Consider the following 22,751-nt stretch of genomic DNA (forward strand, 5'->3'; position numbering starts at 1 on the left):
TGGAGGGCACCCTCTGCGAAAAGAGGATGGTTCGGTATTGGGAAATTTCCCAGTACGTCGCTTAGGGATTGATGATCTTGTTGCGAATCGCCAGTGCTACCGCATGCGTACGGTTGACGGCTCCGAGCTTGCGCCCGGCGGTTGCAAGATGCTCTTCGGCGGTGCGCTGCGTGATGTGCAGGATCTCGCCGATTTCCCAGGCCGATTTGCCCTGCGAGGCCCAGGCGATCACCTCGCGCTCGCGCGGGGTGAGGCGTGCCGAGGGATACGGCGCTGGATCGAGCAGACGGCGAATGTGGTCGAAGCCATACATCGCCATCAGGTGCAGTGCCGGCTTGCTGCGGGGATTGAGGTCGAGATGGACGCCCCCGAGCGACACCGCGGCCTCGTAGCCGGTGAGTCCGTGGATCGGCACAATGAAGCCGCGCGTCATGCGAAAATCGGTGGCGCGGTTCATCACCTCGGCCGCGTTCGGCTCGAGCTCCGCATCATAGGGTGCTTCCGACCATTCGAACGGGTTGACTGACTGGCGGCACAACCGCACCACCGGGTCGAAACGGTCGTAGTTATTTTCGGTGTAGAGACCAAACCAGCCCGCGGGCCAGCGCTTGGCGAGCACCATCTGTGCAAACTGTTGGTCGGGATTGGGCAACCCCGTCACGATGATAGTTTCAAAACCGAAGCGACCAAAGGCCGATTCGAGCGCATTCATGGCGTCGGGCACCTTGCGATAGGCCCCAAGCCCCTCGATGAAGTCGAGCGCTTCCCGGCCATAATCCACGGCGGACATCGGTGCGTTTCCTGACCCTCGCTGTGCGATATAGCACGTCTTGGGGCACTGCCTCAATTCACGGATTCCGTAGTTTCCCGGTATCCCATTGACCCCGAAGGCTTAATCTACTTGTGGAAGAAGGGACGTCAAGATACACCTACAATGTCTGAAGCGGGGAAACCACGATGGAAGACGAGGACATCGCCCTCAACAGCGTGCTCGGCCTGGAACTCAACCGCGTATTTTTCGCCGTCCGCGAAACGGCAAACAAGCAGAAGATCATCGAGTTCGCACGCGGGGTGCTGCAAAGCGAGCGCAGCAAGCCGGCAGAGAGCGCCACGCCGGACGGACCGGCGAGCTAGCACGCAATTGCTGTGAGCGCACGAACGGTCCGTTCGGCGCCATGCCTTCCTCTGATCTGAACCGAACAACCGAACGCGAATGTTTCCTTCCTTCTCCCCTTGTGGGAGAAGTGGCATAGGCGGCCTTCGGCCGCCGTTCTTAAAACAAAACGCCGACGCTTCGCATCGGCTATGGCGCCGGATGAGGGGTTGTTTCCACGCGTTCAAATGCGCGAGGCTCGTGCGGGGAGAGAACCCCTCACCCGCCTCGCGCTATCGCGGCGATCCGCCCTCTCCCACAAGGGAAGAGGGAAAGGCAGCGCCGACCACGATTACCTTCGGATGCCCAGGACATGATGACGCTGCGCCAGGTTGAAGTGATCCGTGCCGTGATGGTGACGGGCACGATCGGCGGCGCGGCGAAGCTGCTGAACGTTTCGGCGCCGGGCATCAGCCGCCTGGTGAAATATACCGAGCGCTCGCTCGGCATCCGCTTCTTCCAGCGCCAGAACGGCCGCTATTTCCCGACGCCGGAAGCCGAGAACATCTTCGAGCAGATCAACGGCGTCTACAAGAAGGTCGACGACCTCTCCGAGATCATCTCCAAGATCGGGCGCGGCGGATTGTCGGAATTGCGCATCGGCTCGGTGCCGAGCATTTCGCAAGTCATGGTGCCGCGCGCGATCGAGCGGGTCCGGCGGCGCTATCCGGATTTGGGCATCGACATCAACATCCTCAAGCTCGAGGAAGCCATCGACTATCTCATGCTCGGCCGCGGCGAGTGCGTGGCGATGAGCTATCGCCTGGAGCATTCCGGGCTCGACTTCATGCCGCTCGCCTCGGGCGAGCTCTATTGCATCGTGCCGCCGGGCCACGAGCTCGCCGGCCGCAAGCAGGTCTCCGCCGCCGAGATCACGCGCTATCCGCTGATCGGCATCGATCCCAATGATCCCTACGGGCGGATCATGGCCGAGATCTTCGCGCGCCACCGCCTCGAGTACAACATCACCATCCGCGCCCGCTTCGGCACCACGGTCTGCGCGCTGGTGAAGGCGGGGCTCGGCATCGCCATCATCGACCAGTTCACGGTGGCCCATGGGGGCTATCCCGGCATCGAGCTGATCAAGATCACCGAGCCGACGCGATTCGACACCTATATCGCGGTGAAGCGCGGCGCGCCGCTGTCGCTTCATGTCGAGTATTTCATCGAGTCCCTGCGCGCGGAGATGCGCGCGGTCGAGCCGTCGCGGGGCAAAGGCAGGGCCGCGCCGCCACGGGCGCGGAAGAGATAACATTATGTTAGGTTTGCAGCACAAAAGGGTAATTGTGTTAGGCCGAGGAAAGGCTATCGTTCCTGGGGGAAGCCCCTTGGAATTGGGCGGATCTCCCCGCTAAAGGCCGGGATCAAACGCTCCCAACGAGACGATAGCGAACCATGTCAAAGCGCGGACCCGCCGCACCCAAAAAGCTCCTGACCGGCCTGATCGGCGCACCCATCGCGCATTCTGCCTCCCCTGCCATGCATGAGCGCGCCGCGGAGGGGCTTGGGCTGCGCGGCCATTACCAGCTCATCGAGGTCGCCGGCGCCGACGCGGGCGGGCTCCGCATGATGCTCGAGGGCGTGCGGCGGCTCGGCTTTGCCGGCGTCAACGTCACTTTTCCCTACAAGGAGGCGGTGGTCCCGCTGCTCGATGAACTGGCACCGGGTGCCGCCGCCATGGGGGCGGTCAACACCGTCGTCGTCAGGAACGGCCGGCTGATCGGCCACAACACCGACACGACGGGCTTTGCGCGCGCCGTCGCGCCGCTGCTGGCGGCCTCTGGAAACGCAGTCGCCGTGATCGGCACCGGCGGCGTCGGCAAGGCGATCGCGTTTGCCCTGGCGAGCCTTGACGTGACCGACATCCGTATCTTCGACAGCGAGCCGGCACGCGCCGAAAAACTCGCCGCGCTGCTCGACAAACAGGGTGGCGCCAGGGTCGCCGCAAGCGTCGAGGCCGCGCTCGACGGCGCAACGGGCCTCGTCAACGGCACGCCGGTCGGCATGCTGCCGAACCGGGAAACGCCGGTCGCGCCGACGCTGCTACGTCAAAACCTGTGGGTCGCCGACGCCGTCTATTCGCCGCTGATCACGCCGCTGCTGGCGGCTGCCCAAGCCAAGGGCGCGCGGATCATGACCGGACGGGAGCTTGCGATCTACCAGGCCGCCGACGCTTTCGAACTGTTCACTGGCCTTGCCCCATCCACCGAGATCATGGGAGAGGCATTCGACGAGGTGATGGCGGCACGAAGCTCGGCCTATCACGCAGCGTAACCGAAACGGCCGGACACAAGGCCGCGGACACCATCACGAAACAGGAGGAGAAACCATGAAATCGACTTTGCTGGCGGGCGCCCTGCTTGCCTTCGCGACTGCAACCAGCGTGCACGCCCAGGCGATCAAGCTCGCCGACGTCGCCGAGCTTTCCGGGGGCGGCGCCACCGTCGGCACCAACTGGAAGAACGGCATCGACCTCGCGATCGAGGAGATCAACGCCAAGGGCGGCGTGCTCGGCCGCAAGCTCGAAGTCACTCATGCGGATTCGCAATCCAACCCGGGCGTCGCGCGCGCGCAGGTGCAGAAGGCGCTCGACGCCGAGCCCTATGTGCTGCTCGGACCCGGCTATTCCGGCTCGGTGAAGGTGACCGCGCCGCTGGCGGCCGAAGCCGGCATCGCGCAGATCATGGGTGGCGAAGCCGCCGAGCTGACGCAAGGCGGAAACAAATTCCTGTTCCGCACCTCGTTCGGCCAGCAATCCTCGATGCCGAAGGTCGCCAAATACATTCACGACGACATGAAGGCGAAGTCGGTCGCCGTGGTCTGGGTCAACAATGACTTTGGCCGCGGCGGCCGCGATGTCGTCGTCAAGGAGCTCGACCGTCTCGGCTCCAAGGTCGTCGCCGATCTCTCCACCGAGGCGGGCCAGGCCGATTTCGCCGCCGACGTCGGCAAGATCAAGGCCGCCAATCCCGACGCCGTATTCGTCTATTTGAACGAGGAAGAGAGCGCACGCATCCTCAAGGAGCTGAAGCGCCAGGGCGTCACCGCACCGCTGATGGGCGAGACCACGCTGATCGGCCAGAAGGTGATCGAGCTTGCGGGCGATGCCGCCAACGGCGCGCGCGGCCATGTCGGTCTCACCACCGACGCGCCGGTCGACCTGATCAAGGCGTTTCGCGACAAGTTCGCGAAGAAGTACAATTACGTGCCCGACCATAACGGGCTGAAAGGCTATCTCGCGGTCTACATGGTGAAGGCCACCACCGACAAGATGGGCAAGGTCGATTCCAAGGCGTTCGCCGACACCCTGCATGGCCTGACCATCAAGGCCGCCGACGAGCCGGGCATCTTGATGGACGTCACCTTCAGCGAGACCGGCGACATCGACCGCCAGAGCTTTCTGGTCGAGGTGGTCGAAGGCAAGCAAGTCGTGAAGCAGGTGCTGCCGAAGGTGAAGTGAGGTCTTGCCCTTCTGCCTCGCCCCGCCCTTCGCGGGGAGAGGGAGAAGGACGAGCGAGGAGAGCGGGGAGACAGAGCGCGAGCGCCGAGAGGGGAAAATGTCCAATCTGTTCGATCTTCTGGTCGCTGGACTTGCCACCGGCGCGATCTATGCGCTGGTCGCGGTCGGCTTCACGCTGCTGTGGCAGACCTCGCAGACCATCAATTTCGCACAAGGCGAGTTCGTGATGCTGCCGGCGTTCCTGATGCTGGCGGCGATGCATGCCGGCGCGCCGTTCTGGCTCGCGATCATCCTCGGCATCCTGCTTTCGATGCTCCTGCTCGGCCTCGCCTTCAAGATGCTGCTGGTGGATCCGATGTTGCGCCATGGCGTGCTGCCGCTCGCGATCGCGACCATGGCGCTCGCGATCGGTCTCAAGGAGGCCGTAAAGCAGTTCTTCAGCGCCGAAGCCTCACCCTTCCCCTCGATCGTGCCGACCGGCGACGTCTCCATCCTTGGCCATGCCGTCTCGCTGCAAAGCATCGGCGTCCTCGTCCTCGCCATCCTTGCCGTCTTCGGCTTGACTGCGCTTCTCAACCGCACCTCGCTCGGCCACCAGATGCAGGCGGCGGCGCAGAACCCGACGGTGGCGCGCATCATCGGCGTCCCGGTCGAGCGCATGATTCTCCTGACTTTCCTGATCAACGCGTTCCTGGTCGCTCTCGCCTCGCTGTTGATCACGCCGATCTACCTCGCGAAATTCACGTCGGGCGAGGTACTGGGCCAGGCCGCCTTCATCGCCGCGATCGTCGGCGGGTTCAACCAGGTGCGCGGCGCGATCGCAGGCGGCCTCCTGATCGGCGTGCTCGACAATCTCGCGGCCGCCTATGTTTCAACGCAGTACCGCGCCGCCGTGCCTATGATCTTCCTGATCGCCGTCATCCTGTTCCGACCGCAGGGCTTGCTCGGCCGTGCCGAGGAGCGCACCGTATGAGCGGCTTCGCCAAACCTCTCAAGATCGCGTTCGGCCTCATCGTGGTCGCTGCGCTGATCGTTGTCCCCATGAACTTCAACCGCTATGGCCTGTTCATCCTGAGCCAGTGGGCGGTGATGGCCATCGCCGCAATGGGCCTCAACCTCACACTCGGTTATGCCGGCCAGGTCTCGCTGGCGCAGGGCGCCTTCGTCGGCATCGGCGCTTACGCCGCGGCGATCATGACCACGCATGGCTGGCCGCTGCCGGCGGCGATCGTCGTCGCGATCGGCTTGAGCTTCGCGGTCGGCTGGGTGCTCGGCTATCCCGCGCTGCGGGTGCAGCATCACTACCTCGCCTTCGTCACGCTCGCCTTCTCCACGCTGGCCTTCCTGGTATTTCGCAACGAGAGCTGGCTCACCGGCGGCATCTACGGCATCTCCAATATTCCGCGTCCGCACATTTTCGGCATCGCGACCAACAAGCCGCTGCCGTTCTACTATGTCTGTCTCGGCTCGCTCGCTATCGTGTCGCTCGCGGTGTGGTGGCTGATCCGCTCGCCGTGGGGCCGCGCCTTCATGGCGCTGCGCGAAAACCCGCTGCGGGCGCAGTCGCTGGGCGTCGACACGCGGCGCTATACGCTGATGGCGTTCGCGATCGGCTCGGCGCTCGGCGGCGTCGCGGGGGCGCTCTATGCGCCGCTGACGCAATATATCGATCCCGTGCCGTTCAACCTGTCGCTCTCGCTCGACCTCCTGATGATGGTGATCGTCGGCGGCGCCGGATTCTTCCTGGGTCCGTTCCTCGGCGCGATGATCGCGGTGCTGTTGCCGGAGTGGCTGCGCTTCACCGAGGGCTATTATCTGATGCTCTACGCGATCGCGGTGATGGGGCTGCTGATCTGGTCGCCGACCGGCATTTTGGGAATCCTCGACCGCTATCTCGCCGAACGCCGCACCAAGGCGGCCTCCGCCCAGCGCGCCGTCGCAAAGTCCCGGCTGGAGACAGTGCAATGAGCGCGGTCCTCGAAGTCACCGACATCAAGAAGAATTTTGGCGGCATCAGCGCCGTCGGCGGCGTCTCTTTCGACGTCCGCGAGGGCGAGATCCTCGGCCTGATCGGCCCGAACGGCTGCGGCAAGTCGACCCTGTTCAACTGCATTCTCGGCCAGCTCACGCCGAGCGGCGGCGAGGTCAAGCTCGACGGCAAGGTCGTCACGGGCTTGCGACCCGCCGAGCTCAACAAGCTCGGGGTCAGCCGCACCTTCCAGCTCCTGCAGGTGTTCCCCAAACTCTCGGTGCGCGAGAACCTGATCCTCGCAGGCCAGGAGCACCAAGGCAGCATGGCCTCGCGCCTGGTCGGCCGCTCCGATGCCGGACTGACGGAGGCCGCCAACCAGATGATCGGCTTTTTCAAGCTCGATCATCTCGCCGACGAGCCGGCCGGCGGGCTCTCCTACGGCCAGCAAAAACTGCTCGACGCCGCCATGGCCTTCATGGGCGGACCGCGCCTGGTGCTGCTCGACGAGCCAGCCGGCGGCGTCAACCCGTCGATGTTGACGGATCTGAAGGAGCGGCTGGTGGCGATCAACCGCGAGAAGAACGCCACCTTCGTCGTGATCGAGCACAACATGGAATTCGTGATGTCGCTGTGTTCCCGCGTGATGGTGATGGCGGAGGGCAAGGTGCTGGCGATGGGACGACCGGACGAGGTGCGAAAGAACCCCGCCGTGATCGAAGCCTATCTCGGACATTGAGGAACCAGCCATGAGCGATCCGATCCTCTCGGTTCACAATCTCGTCGGCGGCTACGGCAAGATGACGATCCTGAACGGCACCACTTTCGCCGTGCCGCAGGCCACCATCACCACCATCATCGGCCCGAACGGCGCCGGCAAGTCCACCGTGTTCAAGGCGATCTTCGGCCTGCTCAAGCTGCGTGAGGGCAAGATCAACTTCGCCGGCCGCGACGTCACCCATTTGAGCCAGCGCGCGCTGCTCAATGCCGGCATCTGCTACGTGCCGCAGGGCCGCAACATCTTTCCCGAGCTGTCGGTGCGCCACAATATCGAGCTCGGAGGCGTTTCGGCGGGCAAGGGCATCGACCTGCAGAGCCGGATCGAGGCCGCGCTCGACCTGTTCCCGGCGCTGCGGCGGAAATCGACGCAGCAGGCCTCCACGCTATCCGGCGGCGAGCAGAAACAGCTCGAAATCGCCCGCTCGCTGCTGCTCGAACCGAAGCTCGTTCTGATCGACGAGCCCTCAATCGGCCTGTCGCCACTGATGGTGCAGCAGACTTTCGACATCCTGAAGAGCTTGCGCGACCGCGGTGTCACCATTCTGATGATCGAGCAGAACGCCCGCTCGGCGCTGGAGATTTCCGACATCGGGATCGTGCTCGAGCTCGGCCAGACCCGCATGGTCGACAAGGCGGAGCGCATCTTGAACGACCCGCGGATCGGCCAGCTCTTCCTCGGCGGCGCCATGGAGGAGAGCGCAGCATGAGCGCGCCAAGGCGCATCGCCGTTGCCGGCGCCGGCCTGATCGGCCGCCGCCATATCGAATTGATCAACGCTTCACCAGACTGCGTGCTGGCGGGCATCGCCGACCCTTCGCCTGCCGCAAAAGAGTTCGCGCAGACGCGCACCACACCCTGGCATTCGGATCACCGCACGTTGCTGGCGCAGGAAAAGCCTGATGGCCTGATCATCGCCTCACCGAACGCGCTGCACTTCCAGATGGTGCTCGACTGTGCCCAAGCCGGCGTGCCCGCGCTGATCGAGAAGCCGGTGACCGATACGGTCGCGGCCGCGCAGCGCCTGTGCGCGGCGATCAGGCGGACCGGCGTGCCGATGCTAGTCGGCCATCACCGCCGGCACAATCCGATCATCAAGGCCGCACGCGAGACGGTGGCGACCGGCAAACTCGGCCAACTCACGGCTGTGGTCGGACTGTGGCTCCTGAAGAAGCCCGACGATTACTTTGATGTGGCGTGGCGGCGCGAGCATGGGGGCGGCCCGCTGCTCATCAACCTGATCCACGACATCGACAATCTCCGATTCATCTGCGGCGAGATCACCGAGGTGCAGGCGTTGACGTCGAACAAGGTTCGCGGTTTCGCCGTCGAGGACACCGCCGCGTTGCTGCTGCGCTTCGCCAACGGCGCACTGGGAACGGCGACCGTGTCGGACGCAACGCCGGCGCCATGGAGCTGGGAGCTGACCTCGGGCGAGAACACTGCGTACCCGAAGCGGGATCAGCCCTGTTACATCCTCTCCGGCACCGCGGGCTCGCTGTCCGTGCCGAATATGGAGCTTTGGTCCTACGCGCGAGAGCCCGGCTGGCACGCGCCGCTGTCGCGCGAGACCATCACGCCGCCGGCATTCGATCCATTGGCCGAGCAGCTCCGGCATTTCCTCGCCGTGATCGCGGGCCATGAACAACCACTGATCGCGGTCGAAGACGCAATGGGCACACTTGCGGTCGTCGAAGCCGTCAGCGAAGCGGCACGCACGGGCCAGAAGATATCGCCGGGCCAAATCATGGAGCAGGCAGCATGACCAAACGCTCGATCGCAACGGTCTCACTCTCCGGCGCTCTCGACGAAAAGCTCCGCGCCATCGCATCCGCCGGATTCGACGCGGTCGAGATTTTCGAGAACGATCTGCTGTCGTTCGGCGCAGGTCCGCGCGACATCGCAAAGCTCTGCGGGGACCTCAATCTCGAGATCTGTGCGTTTCAGCCGTTCCGCGATTTCGAAGGCATGCCGGAGCCGCAGCGTTCGCGAAACTTTGCCCGCGCCGAACGCAAGTTCGACCTGATGCAGGAGCTCGGCACCGATCTGCTGCTGATCTGCTCCAACGTGTCGCCGGCCGCGCTCGGCGGCATCGACCGCGCCGCGGATGATTTTCGCGAGCTTGGCGAGCGCGCGGCCAAACGGTCTTTGCGCGTCGGCTACGAGGCATTGGCCTGGGGACGCCACGTCAACGATTACCGCGATGCCTGGGAGATCGTGCGGCGCGCCGATCACCCCGCGATCGGTGTCATCCTCGACAGCTTTCACGCACTGGCCCCCGGCTTTCCGGTCCGCGCGATGCCCTCGATCCCCGGCGACAAGATCTTCCTGGTCCAGCTTGCAGATGCGCCGAAGCTCGAGCTCGACATCTTGTCGTGGAGCCGGCACTTCCGCTCCTTCCCCGGCCAGGGCGACCTGCCGGTCGGCGAGTTCATGGCGGCGATCGCGGCGACCGGCTATGCCGGGCCGCTGTCGCTGGAGATCTTCAACGACCAATTCCGTGCCGGCTCGGCCGTGCAGACCGCGGTCGACGGCCTGCGTTCGCTGATCCTGCTGGAGGACCAGCTTGCACCGGATTGGCCAAAGCTCATCGGCGAACCCTTGGCGCCCAAGCCCAAAAGTCGCGGCACGGGATTCATCGAGTTTGCCGTCAACGAGACCAAGGCCGGCGAACTCGCCCGCCTGCTCGCGCAGCTCGGTTTCCGCAAGACCGGCAAGCATCGCAGCAAGGCGGTGGAGCGCTGGTCGCAAGGCAAGGTCGAGCTCGTCGTCAACTCCGAGACCGACGGCTTTGCGCATTCGCACTACGTGACGCATGGCCCCGGCGTCTGCGCCATCGCGCTCGATATCGACAATGCCGGCCTCGTTATGCAGCGCGCCGAAACACTGAAAGCGCGCACCTTCTATCAGCCGGTCGGGCCGGGCGAGCTCGAGATTCCCGCGATCCACGGCGTCGGCGGCAGCCTGCTTTACTTCCTGGACCAGGCCGGCAAGAACTGGGACACGGATTTCGAACAGGTACCGAGCGACGCTCGCGCGGACGCCCTGCTGGCCGTCGATCACATCGCGCAGTCGATGCCCTATGACGAGATGCTGTCGTGGCTGCTGTTCTACACCGGCATCCTCGACCTCAAGCGGCTGCCGCAGATGGAGATCGCCGATCCCAGGGGCCTCGTGCAAAGCCAGGCCGTCATCAACGGCGACCAGAGCCTGCGCTTCGTGCTCAACGGCTCATCCGCCAACCGCACGCTGCCGGCCCGCTTCATCTCGGAGTTTTTCGGCTCGGGCGTGCAGCACGTCGCATTTACGTGCCGGGATATCTTTGCGGCAGTCGCGGAGATGCGCAAGCGCGGCGCGGATTTCCTGGATATCCCGGATAATTACTACGACGACGTCGAAGCCAAATACGACCTCGCACCCGAGCTGATGAGGCAGCTGCGCGCCAACCACATTCTCTACGACCGCGAGGGCGACGGAGAGTTTTTCCAGGTCTACACCCACATCTTCGACGAGCGGTTTTTCTTCGAGATCGTGGAGCGGCGGGATTATCAGGGCTTCGGCGCGGCCAATGCCGGGATCAGGCTTGCCGCGCAAGCGCGCGAGGTGCGGCCCGCGAGCATGCCGCGCGTGTAGCTTACTTTCCCTCTCTCCTTGTGGGAGAGGGTGGCTTGCCGCAAAGCGGCGAGACGGGTGAGGGGTTCTCTCCGCGAGACCTTACTTTTGAATACGCGGAAACAAACCCCTCATCCGGCGCTTCGCGCCACCTTCTCCCACAAGGGGAGAAGGGGTATCGTGCTTGTGGCTACTTCATCGCGCATTTGTCGTGGAAGCGATCCTGGTCGTTCTCGACGATGGTCGCGACCGTCTTCAGCGAGAGCTGGCCTTCGCCGTCCTTGACCACGTCCTGGAGGTAGAAGTTCTGCACCGGGATGTGGTTCTTGCCGTACTTGAACGGGCCGCGCAGCGACTTGAAGTTGGCCTTCTCCATCTCGGCCTTCATCGCGTCCTTCTTGCTGGTGTCGCCCTTCACCGCGACCACGGCGCTGTTGATGAGCTGGGCCGCGTCGTAGGCTTGCGCGCCGTAATAGGTCGGACGCAGCCCGGGGTACTTCTTGCGATAGTCGGCGACGAAGCGCTTGTTCTGCTCGTTGGGCAGATCATTCACCCATTCCTGCGCACCGGGCACCCCGAGCGCGTTCTCCTTTTGCAGCGGCAGCGACAGCTCGTCGACGGTGAAAGCCGTGTAGAGCGGCATCGTGCTCTTCAGCCCGGCCTGCGCATATTGGTTGAGGAACTGCACGCCGGCTGCACCGGGATAGAACACGAAGATCGACTCGGCACCCGAGGCCCGCGCCTTGGAGAGCTCGGCGGAGAAGTCGAGCTGGCTCGGCCAGACCGTGTATTCCTCGCCCTTGACCTCGCCCTTGAACGTGCTCTTCACGCCCGCCAGCATGTCCTTGCCGGCGGCGTAGTTCGGGCCGATCAGGAACACGCTCTTGACGCCCTTCTGGTTCATGTAGAGGCCCATGGCGGCCGGCGTCTGGTCGTTCTGCCAGGAGGTCGAGAACACGTAAGGCGAGCAGAGCTCGCCCGCGAGCTGCGACGGACCGGCATTGGCCGAGATCAGGAAGGTCTGCGAGTCCACGGCGGTCTTGAGCGAGGCCAGCAGCACGTTCGACCAGATGTAGCCGACGATGAAGTCGACCTTGTCGGACTGCACCAGCTTCTCGGTCTTCTGCTTGCCGACGTCGGGCTTCTGCCCGTCGTCCTCGTAAATCACCTCGACCGGCTTGCCGTCCATCTTGCGGCCGATGTGATCCAGCGCGAGCTCGAACGAATTGCGCATGTCGTTGCCGATCACGGCGGTCGGGCCGCTGAAGGTCGAAACGAAGCCGATCTTGATGGTGTCGCCGGCGGATGCCGGGCCTGCCAGCACCAGCGCCGCTGCGCCCGCCAGCCAGAATGCCGTCCTCATAACCACTCCCCTCCATATTATTATGCCCGGAAGCAGGGTGATTGCCGCCCCGGGGTCATCTCTATTGAACGCAAAATCTGTCGCGCCGCCAATGGTTCAGCGCCCGCCCTGCACCATATTTCGCCCCGAACGGCGATAGCAAGAAATATAATTCTACTTACTTCGGCTAAGGCTGCGGCGCTTTCTCGCGGGCGCGATACATCCGGCCTATGCCTCGATTGACGACGGCTATTGGACCGCGGCGCCTGATCAGCGTTTAGATGAGGATAGAGCCGCGAGATTCGGAGGGGCGCATCATGACCACGACACCGCACCGCGTCGTCATCGTCGGAGCCGGTTTCGGCGGGCTGGAGGCGACCCACCGGCTCGCCGGCAGCCCGGTCGAGATCACGCTGATCGACCGCCGCAACCATCATTTGTTCCAGCCGCTGCTCTATCAGGTCGCCACCGCCTCGCTCGCCACCAGCGAGATCGCCTGGCCGGTCCGGCACCTGATGCGCGACCGGCGCGATGTGACGACGCTGTTTGCGACGGTCAGCGGCGTCGATGCCGACAGGCGCTGCGTGCTGATCGACGACGGCAGCGAGGTGCCTTACGACACGCTGGTGCTCGCCACCGGCGCGCGTCACGCCTATTTCGGCCACGACGAATGGGAGCAATGGGCGCCGGGTCTTAAAACACTGGAGGACGCGACCACGCTGCGCCGTCATATCCTGGTGGCGTTCGAGCGCGCCGAGCGTGAGACCGATCCGGCCAAACGCGCGGCACGATTGACTTTCGTCATCGTCGGCGCCGGCCCCACCGGCGTCGAACTCGCCGGCACCATCGCCGAGATGGCGCACCACACCTTGCCAGCCGACTTCCGCAACATCGACACCAACAAGGCGCGCGTGGTGCTGATCGAGGCGGGTCCGCGGGTGCTGGCAGGCTTTCCAGATGATCTCTCGGCCTATGCCCAGGCCTCGCTGGAGAAGATCGGCGTCGAGGTCGTGCTCGGCCAAGCCGTCACTGAGATCAACCGCGAGGGCGTGGTGTTCGGCGGCAAGCTGCTCGAAGCCAAGACACGAATCTGGGCCGCCGGCGTGCGCGCCTCGCCCGCGGCGGAATGGCTGGGCGCACCGGCCGATCGCGCCGGGCGCGTCCAAGTGGAGGCCGATCTTACGATCCCCGGTCATCCCGAGATCTTTGCAATTGGCGACACCGTTTTGATCAACGCCTGGGACGGCAAGCCTGTGCCCGGCATCGCGCCGGCCGCCAAGCAGCAGGGCCGTCACGTGGCCGAGACCATCAAGGCCCGGCTGCGCCAGGAGCCGACAGGCCCGTTCCGCTACAAGCACTCCGGCAGCCTCGCGCAGATCGGCAAGCGGCTCGCGGTGATCGACTTCGGCCGCATCAAGCTGCGCGGCACCATCGCGTGGTGGATCTGGGGCATCGCCCATATCTACTTCCTGATCGGCTTGCGCCATCGCCTCAGCGTCGCCCTGAGCTGGCTCTGGATCTACGCCCGCGACCAGCGCGCTGCGCGGCTGATCACGCAGGGATCGAGCAAGGTGGTGTAGGGCTTCTTCTTCCTCTCCTCGTTCTTACGGCGAGAGGGTTGGGGTGAGGGGCCTCTCCGCGAACGAGATATTGGTGAGACCTGTACCCCCTCACCCGGATCGCAAGAGCGATCCGACCTCTCCCCGCGAGCGGGGAGAGGTTAAGTGAGGCGCGATCGCCGCCCCTACTTCACCAGCTCGCACCCACCTTCCGCGAGCGGTCGAAACGCCTGCTCCGCAGAGATCGTCGAAACCAGCTTGTAATAGTCATACGGATATTTCGACTCCTCCGGCTTCTTCACCTCGAACAGATACATCGGATGCACGACGCGGCCGTCCTGGCGGATCGTGGTGTCGCCGAACAGCTTGTCCTTGCCCTTGAACTTTTTCATCTCGGGCACGGCATCCTTGGCATTGTCGCTGCCCGTGACGGCGACCGCGTTGAGATAAGCGAGCGTGGAGGCATAGACCCCGGCCTGGTTGCCGCTCGGCATCTTGCCGTTCATGCCGGGCCGCGCCGCGAAGCGCTTGGCGAAGGCGCGGGTGTCGTCGTTCATGTCCCAGTAGAAGGCCTCCATGAGCTGGAGCCCTTGCGCGACCTTGATGCCCATGCCGTGGACGTCGTTGATGAAGAGCAGGAAGGCGACGAGTTTTTGTCCGCCCTGCTGTATCCCGAACTCGGCCGCCTGCTTCACCGCGTTGATGGTGTCGCCGCCGGCATTGGCGAGCCCGATCACTTGGGCCTTCGAGCCCTGCGCCTGCAACAGGAAGGACGCGAAGTCGGACGTGCCGAGCGGATGCTTGGAGGAGCCCAACATCTTGCCGCCATGCGCCTCGATGTATTTCTGGGCTTCCGCCTCGATGCCCTTGCCGAGTGCGTAGTCAACCGTGAGGAAATACCAGTCCTTGCCGCCGCGCGACATCATCGCGGCCGCCGTGGTGTTGCCGGTCGCCCAGGCGTCGTTGACCCATTGGATGGTGTTGGGCGAGCAGGCCTTGCCGGTGAGATCGGAGCTCGCGGTGGACGACGCGAGGAACGTCATGCGGCTATCGCGCAGCAGCGTGTTGATGGAGAGGCCAACGGCCGAGTTCGGCACGTCGACGATGGCGTCGACGCCCTCGACATCGAGCCATTTGCGCGCGATTGCATTGCCGACGTCGGCCTTGTTCTGGTGATCGGCATAGACGATCTCGACCTTGATGCCCTTGCCGCCGCCGTTGAAATCCTCAGCGGCCATGCGCGCGGCCTCGACCGAGCCCATGCCGTTGGTGTCCTGGAAAATGCCGGAGATGTCGTTGAGCACGCCGACGCGCACGACATTGTCCGAGATCTCGGCATTTGCCGCGCCGCCAATCAGGCTCGCGGCCAGCGCAAGCGTCCACTTCAAGTTCTTCATTGTTCCCTCCCCTGTCGTATTTGTTGTTTGCGATGACGACAGCGTCAGGCTGGCGTGATGCGCACAGGCAGGCTGTCGAGCCCGCGCAGCGTGTTGTTGAAGCGGCGCTGCGGCTCGCCCATGATCTCGATCTTTGCGATCCGGCGGGCCAGCGCCGCGAGCATTGTCTCGCCTTCGAGCCGCGCGACCAGCTGGCCGACGCACATGTGAATACCTGAGCCATAGCCAACATGGCCGGACGTGCGGCGGGTTATGTCGTAGCTGTCGGGCTTGTCCCAGCGCCCCGGATCGCGATTGGCAGCCGCCAGGAACATCAACACCTTCTCGCCCTCACCGATGGTCGCGCCTGACAGTTCGACTTCGCGCGTGGTCGTGCGGAAGAAGGTCTGCACCGGGCTTTCAAAACGAACGGCCTCCTCGAAAGCGTTGCGCGCCAGCGTAAAATCGTTGCGCAGGCGCTGCCACTGCTCAGGGAAGCGCGCGAGACAGTAGACCGCTGCACCGATGCCGTTGACGGTGGTGTCGAGGCCCGCTGACAGAAGCGAACGCACCAACAGCGGCGCTTCGGTCGCGGTGATGGCACCCTCGCCGACATGGGCGTGGATGCAGGCGCCGATGCCGCCGGGCGTGAGGCTGTCCCGCTGGCACTGCTCGGTGACGTAGGCCTGGTGAGGCGCCGAGCGCGCGATCGCCTCGTTGCGCAACTGGTTCGGCGGGCCGAAGGCGTTGAACACCAGGCTCGCATAGGGAATGAGATTCTCGCGTCCCTCAGGCTTAAGCCCGAGCGCATCTGGGAAGATCGACAGCGGATAGGCCTCGGCAAGGTCCGTGATGGCATCGAAGTTGCGCTTCTCCAACAGCGCGTCCACACGCTCTTCCGCTGCCGCGGCAAAGCGGTCGCGCAGCCCCTTCATCACCGTCGGCGACAGCACCTTTGAGAGCACGGCGCGGGTGCGGGTGTGCTCGGGAGGATCGGCCTCGAGGATCAGGCTGGGCGGCCGCCACGGCGTCTCCTTCGCGAAATCGGCGAGGCCGACGCCACGACTGGAGCAGAACGTTGCGGGATCGTTCAGCACGGCATGAACTTCGGCATAGCGCGCCACGCCATAGACGTTCCACTTGTCGAGATAGACGACAGGTCCCGCCTCCCGCAGCAGCTCATGCGTGGGATAGGGATCGGCGAAAAAATCCATCGCGAACGGATCGACGTCGAGATGCGGGACGGCCGACGAACCGCTAATTTCCTGGGAGCTGGAAGTGCTCATGGAAGTCCTCCCTCATTTTGATCTTGTGAAAGGGCCGCGCTTACCTTTAGGTCTCCAGACACGCCGCGAGACAGAATCCCGACATGCCGCCGCCTTCGACCAGAGCCCGCCAGAAACCTGCGCCCGCCGAGACGGGACCGACGCTCGATCTTGACCGCTACGTCCCCGCGTTCATCACCTTCATCGCCAACAAGCTCTCGAACAGCGCCACCGCGTTCTATCAGCGAGAGTTCGGCGTCAACGTCACGGAATGGCGGATCATGTCGCTGCTCGCGATCGAGCCCGGCATTCCCGCCTCGCGCATCTGCCACGTCATCGGTTTCGACAAGGGCCCGGTGAGTCGGACGCTGGCCGGCCTGGAAAAGCGGGGGTTGATCTCGATCCGTACCGATCCCAATGACGGGCGCACCCATTCGATCTCGCTGACGGCGAAGGGCCGCGCCATCCATGACAAGGTGATCGTCGCTGCATTCGAGCGCGAACGGCGCCTGTTGTCCTGCCTGGACAAGGACGAGCGCGAGGTGCTGATCGACCTGTTGCGCCGCCTGCATGAAAATCTCGGCGCGGTGACCGGCAGCACCGAGACCTGACGGGCCACACAGCGGGCGCTGAGCCCTGTCATTTCCAGGCATGCGCCAACATTCGCCGGCGGCACCCTCTCTGCCGAGCATAGCTTCCTCCGATCCGACGCGGCGGTTCCTCCCGCCGTCATCCGTGTCTGGAACGGTTCGCATAAATTAGTTGCTTGGGCAACAAAAGAATCGTGCAGCATAATGCGGCAGGGCGGCTGGCGTAGTTGGGTTTGCCGAGCTCTCTTGTCCCGGACGCGCTGCAGCGTGAAACGCTGCTGCGCAGAGCCGGGATCCAGAGATGCCAATCACGAAGAATGGCCCCGGCTCTGCAGCGCATCACTGCGTGCTGCGCTGCGTCCGGGGCACAGGCCCAAGCGCTACAGACCGATCCACTCGCCCGGCGCATCGTCATCCAACCGCGCCACCGCATCGGCACGGCGCGTCAGCACCGCGCGCTGGTTGATGTAGCCCTTGTCGGTGATCTCGCCGCCGTCGACCGACGGCGGCTCGGCGAGCAGCAACGCGCGCGTGGCGTGGCCGGAGGAGTTGGCGCCGTGTTGCTTCAGTTTCGCCAGCCCCCGCGCGATCGCGGCTCTGATCTTCTCATGCGCGAGCACGTCGTTCACGCCTGCGGTCTCGGGCAGGCCGGCATGCGCGCGGCACGCAGCGATGTTCGGAAACACCAGGAAGCGCACCTCGTCGCCGCCATGGCCGGTGACGACGATGTCCTGCGCGAGCGGCGCCAGCGCGGCGATGCCGGCGAGGCGCAGTGTGCCGACACTGACCCAGGTGCCGGAATTGAGCTTGAAATCCTCCGCGACGCGGCCGTCAAAGAATAGGCCGCGTTCGGGCCGGTTCGCGTCGGCGAACTTCACGGCATCACCGATGAGATAAAAGCCCTCGTCGTCAAAAGCCTGCCTGGTCAGCTCCGGCGCCTTCCAATAGCCCGGCGTGACGTTGGGGCCGCGCACGCGCACCTCCAGCTTGTCGCCGGAGGTAACGAGCTTCAGTTCGGTGCCGGGAATGGGCACGCCGATATTGCCCGAGCGCTCCGCGAGGAAATGGCAGTCGGTGGCCAGCGGCGACGTCTCGGTCGAGCCCCAGGCCGAGACCATCGGCATCGCGCGGCCAACAGTCTTGACGGAGAGTTCTTCCAGCGCATCCCAGAGATTCTGCGGCAGCGCCGCACCGGCGTAGAACGCGAATTTCACCTCGCTGAAGAAGCGGCGACACAGCTCCTCGTCGCCGCGCAGCGCCGCGATCAACATGTCGAAGCCGCGCGGCACGTTGAAATAGACCGTCGGCATCACGCTTCTGAGGTTGGCGAGCGACATCGCAAACAGACCGGGCGCCGGCTTGCCGCCGTCGATATAGAGCGAGCCGCCATTGCGCAGCACGAGATTGAAATTGTGGTTCGCGCCAAACGTGTGGCTCCAGGGCAGCCAGTCGAGAATGACCAGATCGTCGCGCGCCCGTTCGAGAAAAGTCCAGGTCTGCGCCTTGGCCTGCTGGCTGGACGTCAGCATGCGCTGGGTGTTGATCACGGCTTTCGGCGTGCCGGTCGAGCCCGAAGTGAACAGGAGTTTTGCGATCGTATCGGGCGTCACCGCGGCGAAGGCCTTTGCGACGTCGGGGCTCTCGGGCGTTGCCGCGATAGTGCGAAAGGCCAGCGCATCGGCATCGTCGGCATTGCCGCTGATAATCTGCGCGCTATGCAGCGGCTTGATCGCGGCCAGCGCCGCCGCAAACGGCCTCGTCGCGGAGACATAGATCGCGGCGGGCTCAAGCAACGCGATCATGCTCTTGAGCTTGTCGAAGTCCTTTGACATCAGGGAATAGGCCGGCGAGATCGCCGCCGAGGGCACGCCGACATGCTGCGCCGCCAGTGCCAGCAGCGCATGATCGATGCTGTTGTCGGAGAGGATCGCGAGCGGGCGCTCCGCGCCGAGACCGTGCGCCAGAATCCAGGACGCCGCCGCGCGCACCTGGCGCAGCGCCTGCGCATAGGTAACGGTGCTCCATGGCGCTTCGGCACTGCTGCGCTCGGCGAGGAAAATCGCGTCGGGCCTCTGCCGCGCCCATTGCTCCAGCCAGTCGCCGACGCAGCGCGCGCCATCGCGCAGAGGCTCGGGCGAGCGCAGCACGATGCTGCCGTCGGCGCGATGCTCGGCAACGGTTCTGGGTGTCGCAAACAGGCTCGAAGCATCACCGCGTGGGGCGGCTGTCATGGTTTCCTCCTCGCCCGGAAGCCGGGACCGGTCGCAGCCTCGTCGCGGACCGCGTTGGCCAGCATGTTGGCCACGACAATTGTTGGGGCGCAAGCTGGGGCCAGGTGGGACGGCCCGCCGCCGTTCAAAGGGCTGGTCGCCGCGCATCCGCGGCATGGATTGCTGGCTGCACCTGATCTAGCTGCCTATTATTTGCGCAAATGCTCGTAACAGGGCGCTGACACGAAGGTCCGCCGGAGCTCGAAATATCCCACAAGCCACTGATCTCTCGGTAATATCCGCAGCACTTGTCCTGCCCGGATTCTGTACACAATGGCACATCGCTTGCTTCGATCGGGGTGAAGAGACGTAGCCGGAGATTTGTCGCCATGAAGGCTGAAATGGGGGCTGAGCAGCCTGAAACGGTCGCCGCGATCGTGGCCGCGCATCGCGCGGGCACGCTCACACCGGCGCAGACGGTCGCGCGCACCTATCAGCGCATCCGCGACCACAACGACCCCGCCGTCTTCATCAGCCTGCGCGACGAAAAGGACGCGATCACGGAGGCCGAGAAGCTCGCCACCAAGGACGCCGCCAGCCTGCCGCTCTATGGCGTGCCGGTCGTGGTGAAGGACAATATCGACGCGCTGGGATTTCCGACCACCGCGGCGTGCCCGGCCTTCTCGTATACCCCGACACATGATTCGACCGCGGTGCAGCGGCTGCGCGCCGCCGGCGCGATCATCATCGGCAAGACCAATCTCGACCAGTTCGCGACCGGCCTTGTCGGCGTGCGCTCGCCCCACGGCATCCCCAGAAACGCGATCCGCGAGGACCTCATTCCCGGCGGCTCGAGCTCGGGATCGGCCACCGCCGTCGGCGCCGGGCTGGTGCCACTGTCGCTCGGCACCGACACCGCCGGCTCAGGCCGCGTGCCGGCGATGCTCAACAACATCGTCGGTCTCAAGCCGAGCCTCGGCATGATTTCGACCGCTGGCCTGGTGCCGGCCTGCCGGACGCTCGACTGCATCTCGGTATTCGCTTTGACGGTCGACGACGCCGCGCTGGCGCTCTCCGTGATGGCAGGTCCCGATCAGGCAGATCCGTTCTCGCGCGACCGGCCGCTTGGCGCGATCACCCCGCTCCCGGCAAACCTGCGCCTGGGCGTGCCGCGCAGCGGACAGCTGATCTTCTTCGGCGACAAGAAGGCGGAAGCGGCTTACGCCGAGGCGCTGAAGCGCTGGACCGCGCTTGGGGCAACGCTCGTCGAATTCGACCTCGAGCCGTTCTATGAGACGGCCCGACTGCTCTACGAGGGACCGTGGGTGGCCGAGCGCTATCTCGTGATCCGCGACCTGCTCGCCTCGGCACCGGAGGCGATCCATCCCGTGACGCGCGAGATCACCGCGGCCGGTGCGCGGTTGACGGCGACGGACACCTTCTCCGCGCTCTATCGTCTGCAGGGCCTGCGCAAGATCGCCGAACGCACCTTCACCAATATCGACGCGCTGGTGCTGCCGACGGCGCCGACGGCCTATACGACCGCGCAGGTGCGGGCCAATCCGGTCGAGCTCAACAGCCGGCTCGGCACCTATACCAATTTTGTCAATCTGCTCGATCTCTGTGGTCTCGCGCTGCCGGCGGCGATGCGCGCCGACGGCATCCCGTTCGGCATCACAATTCTTGCACCCACCGGGCACGATGCGCTGCTCGCCAGCATCGGCCGCGTGTTCCATGCCGATACCAAACTGACGCTTGGCGCAAAGGGCGTCGTGCAAGCCGCGCTGGCGCCGCTTGCCGCAAGCGGCGTCGACGAGATTCCCATCGCCGTGGTCGGCGCGCATCTGTCCGGCATGGCGCTGAACGGCGAACTGAAAGCGCTGAACGGCCAGCTGATCGAGGCAACCAGGACCGCGGCGGACTACAAGCTCTACGCATTGAAGACCACGCCGCCAAAGCCGGGCATGCTGCGCGTCGAGGCCGGCAAGGGCGCGTCGATCGAGCTGGAAATCTGGTCGCTGTCGTCGTCCGCCTTCGGCAAGTTCGTCAACGCGATTCCCGCGCCGATGGCGATCGGCACGGTGCGGCTGGCCGATGGCCGCAGCGTGAAGGGATTTCTCGTCGAGCCCGAGGTGCTGGGCGAGGCTCGCGACATCACCGCGTATGGCGGCTGGCGGAAGTATATGGCGGAAGCTACGACAGCGTAGGTCTCGTAGGTGGGCAAAGCGAAACGTGCCCACCATCACCGTCAGCTTGGGGAGATGGTGGGCACGGCGCTTTGCGCCTTTGCCCACCCTACGCAACCGTGCGCGCGCCCCTAAACCGACACCGCGTAGATCTCGTACTCCCCGCGCACCAGCTCGATATGCGCGCGCATCGCGGCGGCGGCGCCCTGCTTGTCGCCGCGCATGATGGCGACGACAACGCGGTCGTGCTCGGCTTGCGACTTGGCGAGACGGCCGAGATTGCGGAACTGGGCGCGGCGAAACGGCTGTACGCGCACGCGCGTCGCCAGCGTGATCTCGGCGATGTAGCCGTTCTGCGATCCCGCATAGATCGCGTTGTGGAAGCGCTCGTTGACCTCGTGGAAGCGCTCGGGATTGCCGGCGTAGCTCAACACCCGCAGTTCTTCGTGGATGGCTTCCAGGCCGTGACGCTCAGTGGCGGACATGCGCTCGGCGGCAAGACCCGCACACAGCGCCTCAAGCTCCGCCATGGCCTCGAACATGCCCGTCAGCCGTTCGAACGAGGGCTGCGCCACCACCGCGCCGCGATGAGCGCGCGCTTCGACGAGGCCGCTTGCCACGAGCTGACGCAGGGCTTCCCGCACCGGCGTGCGCGAAACGCTGAAGCGGCGCGCGATGTCGGTCTCGTCAAGCGGCGCACCGGGTGGCAGAGCTCCGCGCACGATCTCGTCGGCGAGCTGCAGGCGCAGCTCCTCGGCGCGCGTGACCTTGTGCGCTGACGGCGCCCCCCGGTCGACACGCGGCACCGCCGGTTCGGCCGGCAGCGCTCCGGGCGGAAGATCGTCAAGCGTCATACGGTCAGGTCTCTTTCGACTCGTCGATGATGCTGACATGGGCGGCGACGACGCGCCAGCCCTCCGGGAATTTTACCCAGGTCTGCATCTGCCGGCCGACCTTGCCCGGCATCGTGTCGCGATAGAACAGGGTGGAGGCAACCGCGGTGTCGCGGCCATAGCTGGTGATCACGGTTTTCGCGGTGCGGCGATTGAGGCCGACCGCCGAGCGGCCGGCGCGAAAGCCGGAGATTGCTTCATAGCCGTAGAGGTTCTCGCCGATGCCATAGCGCAGCGTGCGGGGATCGTTGCGGAAGAGCTCGCCGAGCACGGCGACGTCGTTGGTGATCAGGGCCTGCTCATAGCGCTCGAACGCAGCTTTGACGTCTGCGATCACCTCGGGGAGATCGATCTCCATC

20 protein-coding genes are annotated in these 22,751 nt (G+C 64.9%); 13 read left to right on the forward strand and 7 right to left on the reverse strand.

Features of this window, described 5'->3' with window-relative positions; genetic code table 11:
* Positions 1–61: 61 nt before the first annotated feature.
* Positions 62–790, reverse strand: a complete 729-nt coding sequence (locus IVB19_RS35015; protein ID WP_018456037.1) for a helix-turn-helix transcriptional regulator — start codon at positions 788–790, stop codon at positions 62–64.
* 167 nt (positions 791–957) lie between these two features.
* On the opposite strand from IVB19_RS35015, the gene IVB19_RS35020 reads away from it, so the two are divergent.
* The 10 genes from IVB19_RS35020 (at position 958) to IVB19_RS35065 (ending at position 10,992) form a co-directional block, all read left to right on the forward strand.
* Positions 958–1,134 (forward strand): hypothetical protein, encoded by a 177-nt coding sequence (locus IVB19_RS35020; protein ID WP_018456036.1) that lies wholly within the window; start codon positions 958–960, stop codon positions 1,132–1,134.
* Positions 1,135–1,466: 332 nt separating this feature from the next.
* The gene (locus IVB19_RS35025; RefSeq protein WP_018456035.1) at positions 1,467–2,405 is read left to right on the forward strand and encodes a LysR family transcriptional regulator; all 939 of its coding nucleotides are present in this window, start codon (positions 1,467–1,469) and stop codon (positions 2,403–2,405) included.
* A 143-nt stretch (positions 2,406–2,548) separates the two neighbouring features.
* Entirely contained in the window at positions 2,549–3,427 is an 879-nt protein-coding gene (locus IVB19_RS35030; RefSeq protein WP_018456034.1) for a shikimate dehydrogenase, read from the forward strand.
* 55 nt (positions 3,428–3,482) lie between these two features.
* Positions 3,483–4,613: an ABC transporter substrate-binding protein gene (locus IVB19_RS35035; RefSeq protein WP_018456033.1), complete on the forward strand. Its 1,131-nt coding sequence runs from the start codon at positions 3,483–3,485 to the stop codon at positions 4,611–4,613.
* A 97-nt stretch (positions 4,614–4,710) separates the two neighbouring features.
* On the forward strand, positions 4,711–5,586 hold the full coding sequence (locus IVB19_RS35040) for a branched-chain amino acid ABC transporter permease (RefSeq protein WP_018456032.1): 876 nt from the start codon (positions 4,711–4,713) through the stop codon (positions 5,584–5,586).
* Positions 5,583–6,581 carry a branched-chain amino acid ABC transporter permease gene (locus IVB19_RS35045; RefSeq protein ID WP_018456031.1) on the forward strand — a complete coding sequence of 333 codons (999 nt, stop codon included), beginning with the start codon at positions 5,583–5,585 and terminating at the stop codon, positions 6,579–6,581. Before IVB19_RS35040 ends, IVB19_RS35045 begins: the two co-directional genes overlap by 4 nt.
* On the forward strand, positions 6,578–7,321 hold the full coding sequence (locus IVB19_RS35050; RefSeq protein ID WP_018456030.1) for an ABC transporter ATP-binding protein: 744 nt from the start codon (positions 6,578–6,580) through the stop codon (positions 7,319–7,321). Before IVB19_RS35045 ends, IVB19_RS35050 begins: the two co-directional genes overlap by 4 nt.
* A gap of 10 nt (positions 7,322–7,331) precedes the next feature.
* Positions 7,332–8,069 carry an ABC transporter ATP-binding protein gene (locus IVB19_RS35055; protein ID WP_018456029.1) on the forward strand — a complete coding sequence of 246 codons (738 nt, stop codon included), beginning with the start codon at positions 7,332–7,334 and terminating at the stop codon, positions 8,067–8,069.
* The gene (locus IVB19_RS35060) at positions 8,066–9,124 is read left to right on the forward strand and encodes a Gfo/Idh/MocA family protein (protein ID WP_018456028.1); all 1,059 of its coding nucleotides are present in this window, start codon (positions 8,066–8,068) and stop codon (positions 9,122–9,124) included. The genes IVB19_RS35055 and IVB19_RS35060 overlap by 4 nt, the downstream gene beginning before the upstream one ends.
* Entirely contained in the window at positions 9,121–10,992 is a 1,872-nt protein-coding gene (locus tag IVB19_RS35065; RefSeq protein WP_018456027.1) for a bifunctional sugar phosphate isomerase/epimerase/4-hydroxyphenylpyruvate dioxygenase family protein, read from the forward strand. The genes IVB19_RS35060 and IVB19_RS35065 overlap by 4 nt, the downstream gene beginning before the upstream one ends.
* Positions 10,993–11,161: 169 nt before the next feature.
* Here IVB19_RS35065 and IVB19_RS35070 read toward each other — a convergent pair whose 3' ends face one another.
* Positions 11,162–12,334 carry an ABC transporter substrate-binding protein gene (locus IVB19_RS35070; protein WP_018456026.1) on the reverse strand — a complete coding sequence of 391 codons (1,173 nt, stop codon included), beginning with the start codon at positions 12,332–12,334 and terminating at the stop codon, positions 11,162–11,164.
* A gap of 296 nt (positions 12,335–12,630) precedes the next feature.
* Between IVB19_RS35070 and IVB19_RS35075 the strand changes: the two genes are divergently transcribed.
* Entirely contained in the window at positions 12,631–13,893 is a 1,263-nt protein-coding gene (locus tag IVB19_RS35075; protein WP_018456025.1) for an NAD(P)/FAD-dependent oxidoreductase, read from the forward strand.
* Positions 13,894–14,057: 164 nt separating this feature from the next.
* On the opposite strand, the gene IVB19_RS35080 is transcribed toward IVB19_RS35075, so the two are convergent.
* Together IVB19_RS35080 and IVB19_RS35085 are read right to left on the reverse strand one after the other, a co-directional pair.
* The gene (locus IVB19_RS35080; protein WP_018456024.1) at positions 14,058–15,269 is read right to left on the reverse strand and encodes an ABC transporter substrate-binding protein; all 1,212 of its coding nucleotides are present in this window, start codon (positions 15,267–15,269) and stop codon (positions 14,058–14,060) included.
* Positions 15,270–15,313: 44 nt separating this feature from the next.
* The gene (locus IVB19_RS35085) at positions 15,314–16,534 is read right to left on the reverse strand and encodes a cytochrome P450 (RefSeq protein ID WP_018456023.1); all 1,221 of its coding nucleotides are present in this window, start codon (positions 16,532–16,534) and stop codon (positions 15,314–15,316) included.
* Between the two features lie 83 nt (positions 16,535–16,617).
* On the opposite strand from IVB19_RS35085, the gene IVB19_RS35090 reads away from it, so the two are divergent.
* Positions 16,618–17,124, forward strand: coding sequence for a MarR family winged helix-turn-helix transcriptional regulator (locus tag IVB19_RS35090; protein ID WP_018456022.1), 507 nt, complete (start codon positions 16,618–16,620; stop codon positions 17,122–17,124).
* Positions 17,125–17,483: 359 nt separating this feature from the next.
* On the opposite strand, the gene IVB19_RS35095 is transcribed toward IVB19_RS35090, so the two are convergent.
* Entirely contained in the window at positions 17,484–19,334 is a 1,851-nt protein-coding gene (locus tag IVB19_RS35095; protein ID WP_085357700.1) for a feruloyl-CoA synthase, read from the reverse strand.
* A gap of 380 nt (positions 19,335–19,714) precedes the next feature.
* Between IVB19_RS35095 and atzF the strand changes: the two genes are divergently transcribed.
* Positions 19,715–21,520, forward strand: coding sequence for an allophanate hydrolase (atzF, locus tag IVB19_RS35100; protein WP_018456020.1), 1,806 nt, complete (start codon positions 19,715–19,717; stop codon positions 21,518–21,520).
* Positions 21,521–21,630: 110 nt separating this feature from the next.
* Here atzF and IVB19_RS35105 read toward each other — a convergent pair whose 3' ends face one another.
* Both IVB19_RS35105 and hpxZ read right to left on the reverse strand, forming a co-directional pair.
* On the reverse strand, positions 21,631–22,353 hold the full coding sequence (locus tag IVB19_RS35105; protein WP_018456019.1) for a GntR family transcriptional regulator: 723 nt from the start codon (positions 22,351–22,353) through the stop codon (positions 21,631–21,633).
* Positions 22,354–22,357: 4 nt separating this feature from the next.
* Positions 22,358–22,750 (reverse strand): oxalurate catabolism protein HpxZ, encoded by a 393-nt coding sequence (gene hpxZ / locus IVB19_RS35110; RefSeq protein ID WP_018456018.1) that lies wholly within the window; start codon positions 22,748–22,750, stop codon positions 22,358–22,360.
* Between the last annotated feature and the right edge of the window lies 1 nt (position 22,751).

The sequence above is a fragment of the Bradyrhizobium sp. 187 genome, from assembly GCF_023101005.1.
GTDB lineage: Bacteria > Pseudomonadota > Alphaproteobacteria > Rhizobiales > Xanthobacteraceae > Bradyrhizobium > Bradyrhizobium canariense_D.

Excerpts from the sequence above, each read along its gene's own strand:
- IVB19_RS35015 (WP_018456037.1), bottom strand. The coding sequence starts at position 790 with ATGTCCGCCGTGGATTATGGCCGGGAAGCGCTCGACTTCATCGAGGGG.
- IVB19_RS35020 (WP_018456036.1), top strand. The coding sequence starts at position 958 with ATGGAAGACGAGGACATCGCCCTCAACAGCGTGCTCGGCCTGGAACTC.
- IVB19_RS35025 (WP_018456035.1), top strand. The coding sequence starts at position 1,467 with ATGATGACGCTGCGCCAGGTTGAAGTGATCCGTGCCGTGATGGTGACG.
- IVB19_RS35030 (WP_018456034.1), top strand. The coding sequence starts at position 2,549 with ATGTCAAAGCGCGGACCCGCCGCACCCAAAAAGCTCCTGACCGGCCTG.
- IVB19_RS35035 (WP_018456033.1), top strand. The coding sequence starts at position 3,483 with ATGAAATCGACTTTGCTGGCGGGCGCCCTGCTTGCCTTCGCGACTGCA.
- IVB19_RS35040 (WP_018456032.1), top strand. The coding sequence starts at position 4,711 with ATGTCCAATCTGTTCGATCTTCTGGTCGCTGGACTTGCCACCGGCGCG.
- IVB19_RS35045 (WP_018456031.1), top strand. The coding sequence starts at position 5,583 with ATGAGCGGCTTCGCCAAACCTCTCAAGATCGCGTTCGGCCTCATCGTG.
- IVB19_RS35050 (WP_018456030.1), top strand. The coding sequence starts at position 6,578 with ATGAGCGCGGTCCTCGAAGTCACCGACATCAAGAAGAATTTTGGCGGC.
- IVB19_RS35055 (WP_018456029.1), top strand. The coding sequence starts at position 7,332 with ATGAGCGATCCGATCCTCTCGGTTCACAATCTCGTCGGCGGCTACGGC.
- IVB19_RS35060 (WP_018456028.1), top strand. The coding sequence starts at position 8,066 with ATGAGCGCGCCAAGGCGCATCGCCGTTGCCGGCGCCGGCCTGATCGGC.
- IVB19_RS35065 (WP_018456027.1), top strand. The coding sequence starts at position 9,121 with ATGACCAAACGCTCGATCGCAACGGTCTCACTCTCCGGCGCTCTCGAC.
- IVB19_RS35070 (WP_018456026.1), bottom strand. The coding sequence starts at position 12,334 with ATGAGGACGGCATTCTGGCTGGCGGGCGCAGCGGCGCTGGTGCTGGCA.
- IVB19_RS35075 (WP_018456025.1), top strand. The coding sequence starts at position 12,631 with ATGACCACGACACCGCACCGCGTCGTCATCGTCGGAGCCGGTTTCGGC.
- IVB19_RS35080 (WP_018456024.1), bottom strand. The coding sequence starts at position 15,269 with ATGAAGAACTTGAAGTGGACGCTTGCGCTGGCCGCGAGCCTGATTGGC.
- IVB19_RS35085 (WP_018456023.1), bottom strand. The coding sequence starts at position 16,534 with ATGAGCACTTCCAGCTCCCAGGAAATTAGCGGTTCGTCGGCCGTCCCG.
- IVB19_RS35090 (WP_018456022.1), top strand. The coding sequence starts at position 16,618 with ATGCCGCCGCCTTCGACCAGAGCCCGCCAGAAACCTGCGCCCGCCGAG.
- IVB19_RS35095 (WP_085357700.1), bottom strand. The coding sequence starts at position 19,334 with ATGACAGCCGCCCCACGCGGTGATGCTTCGAGCCTGTTTGCGACACCC.
- atzF (WP_018456020.1), top strand. The coding sequence starts at position 19,715 with ATGGGGGCTGAGCAGCCTGAAACGGTCGCCGCGATCGTGGCCGCGCAT.
- IVB19_RS35105 (WP_018456019.1), bottom strand. The coding sequence starts at position 22,353 with ATGACGCTTGACGATCTTCCGCCCGGAGCGCTGCCGGCCGAACCGGCG.
- hpxZ (WP_018456018.1), bottom strand. The coding sequence starts at position 22,750 with ATGGAGATCGATCTCCCCGAGGTGATCGCAGACGTCAAAGCTGCGTTC.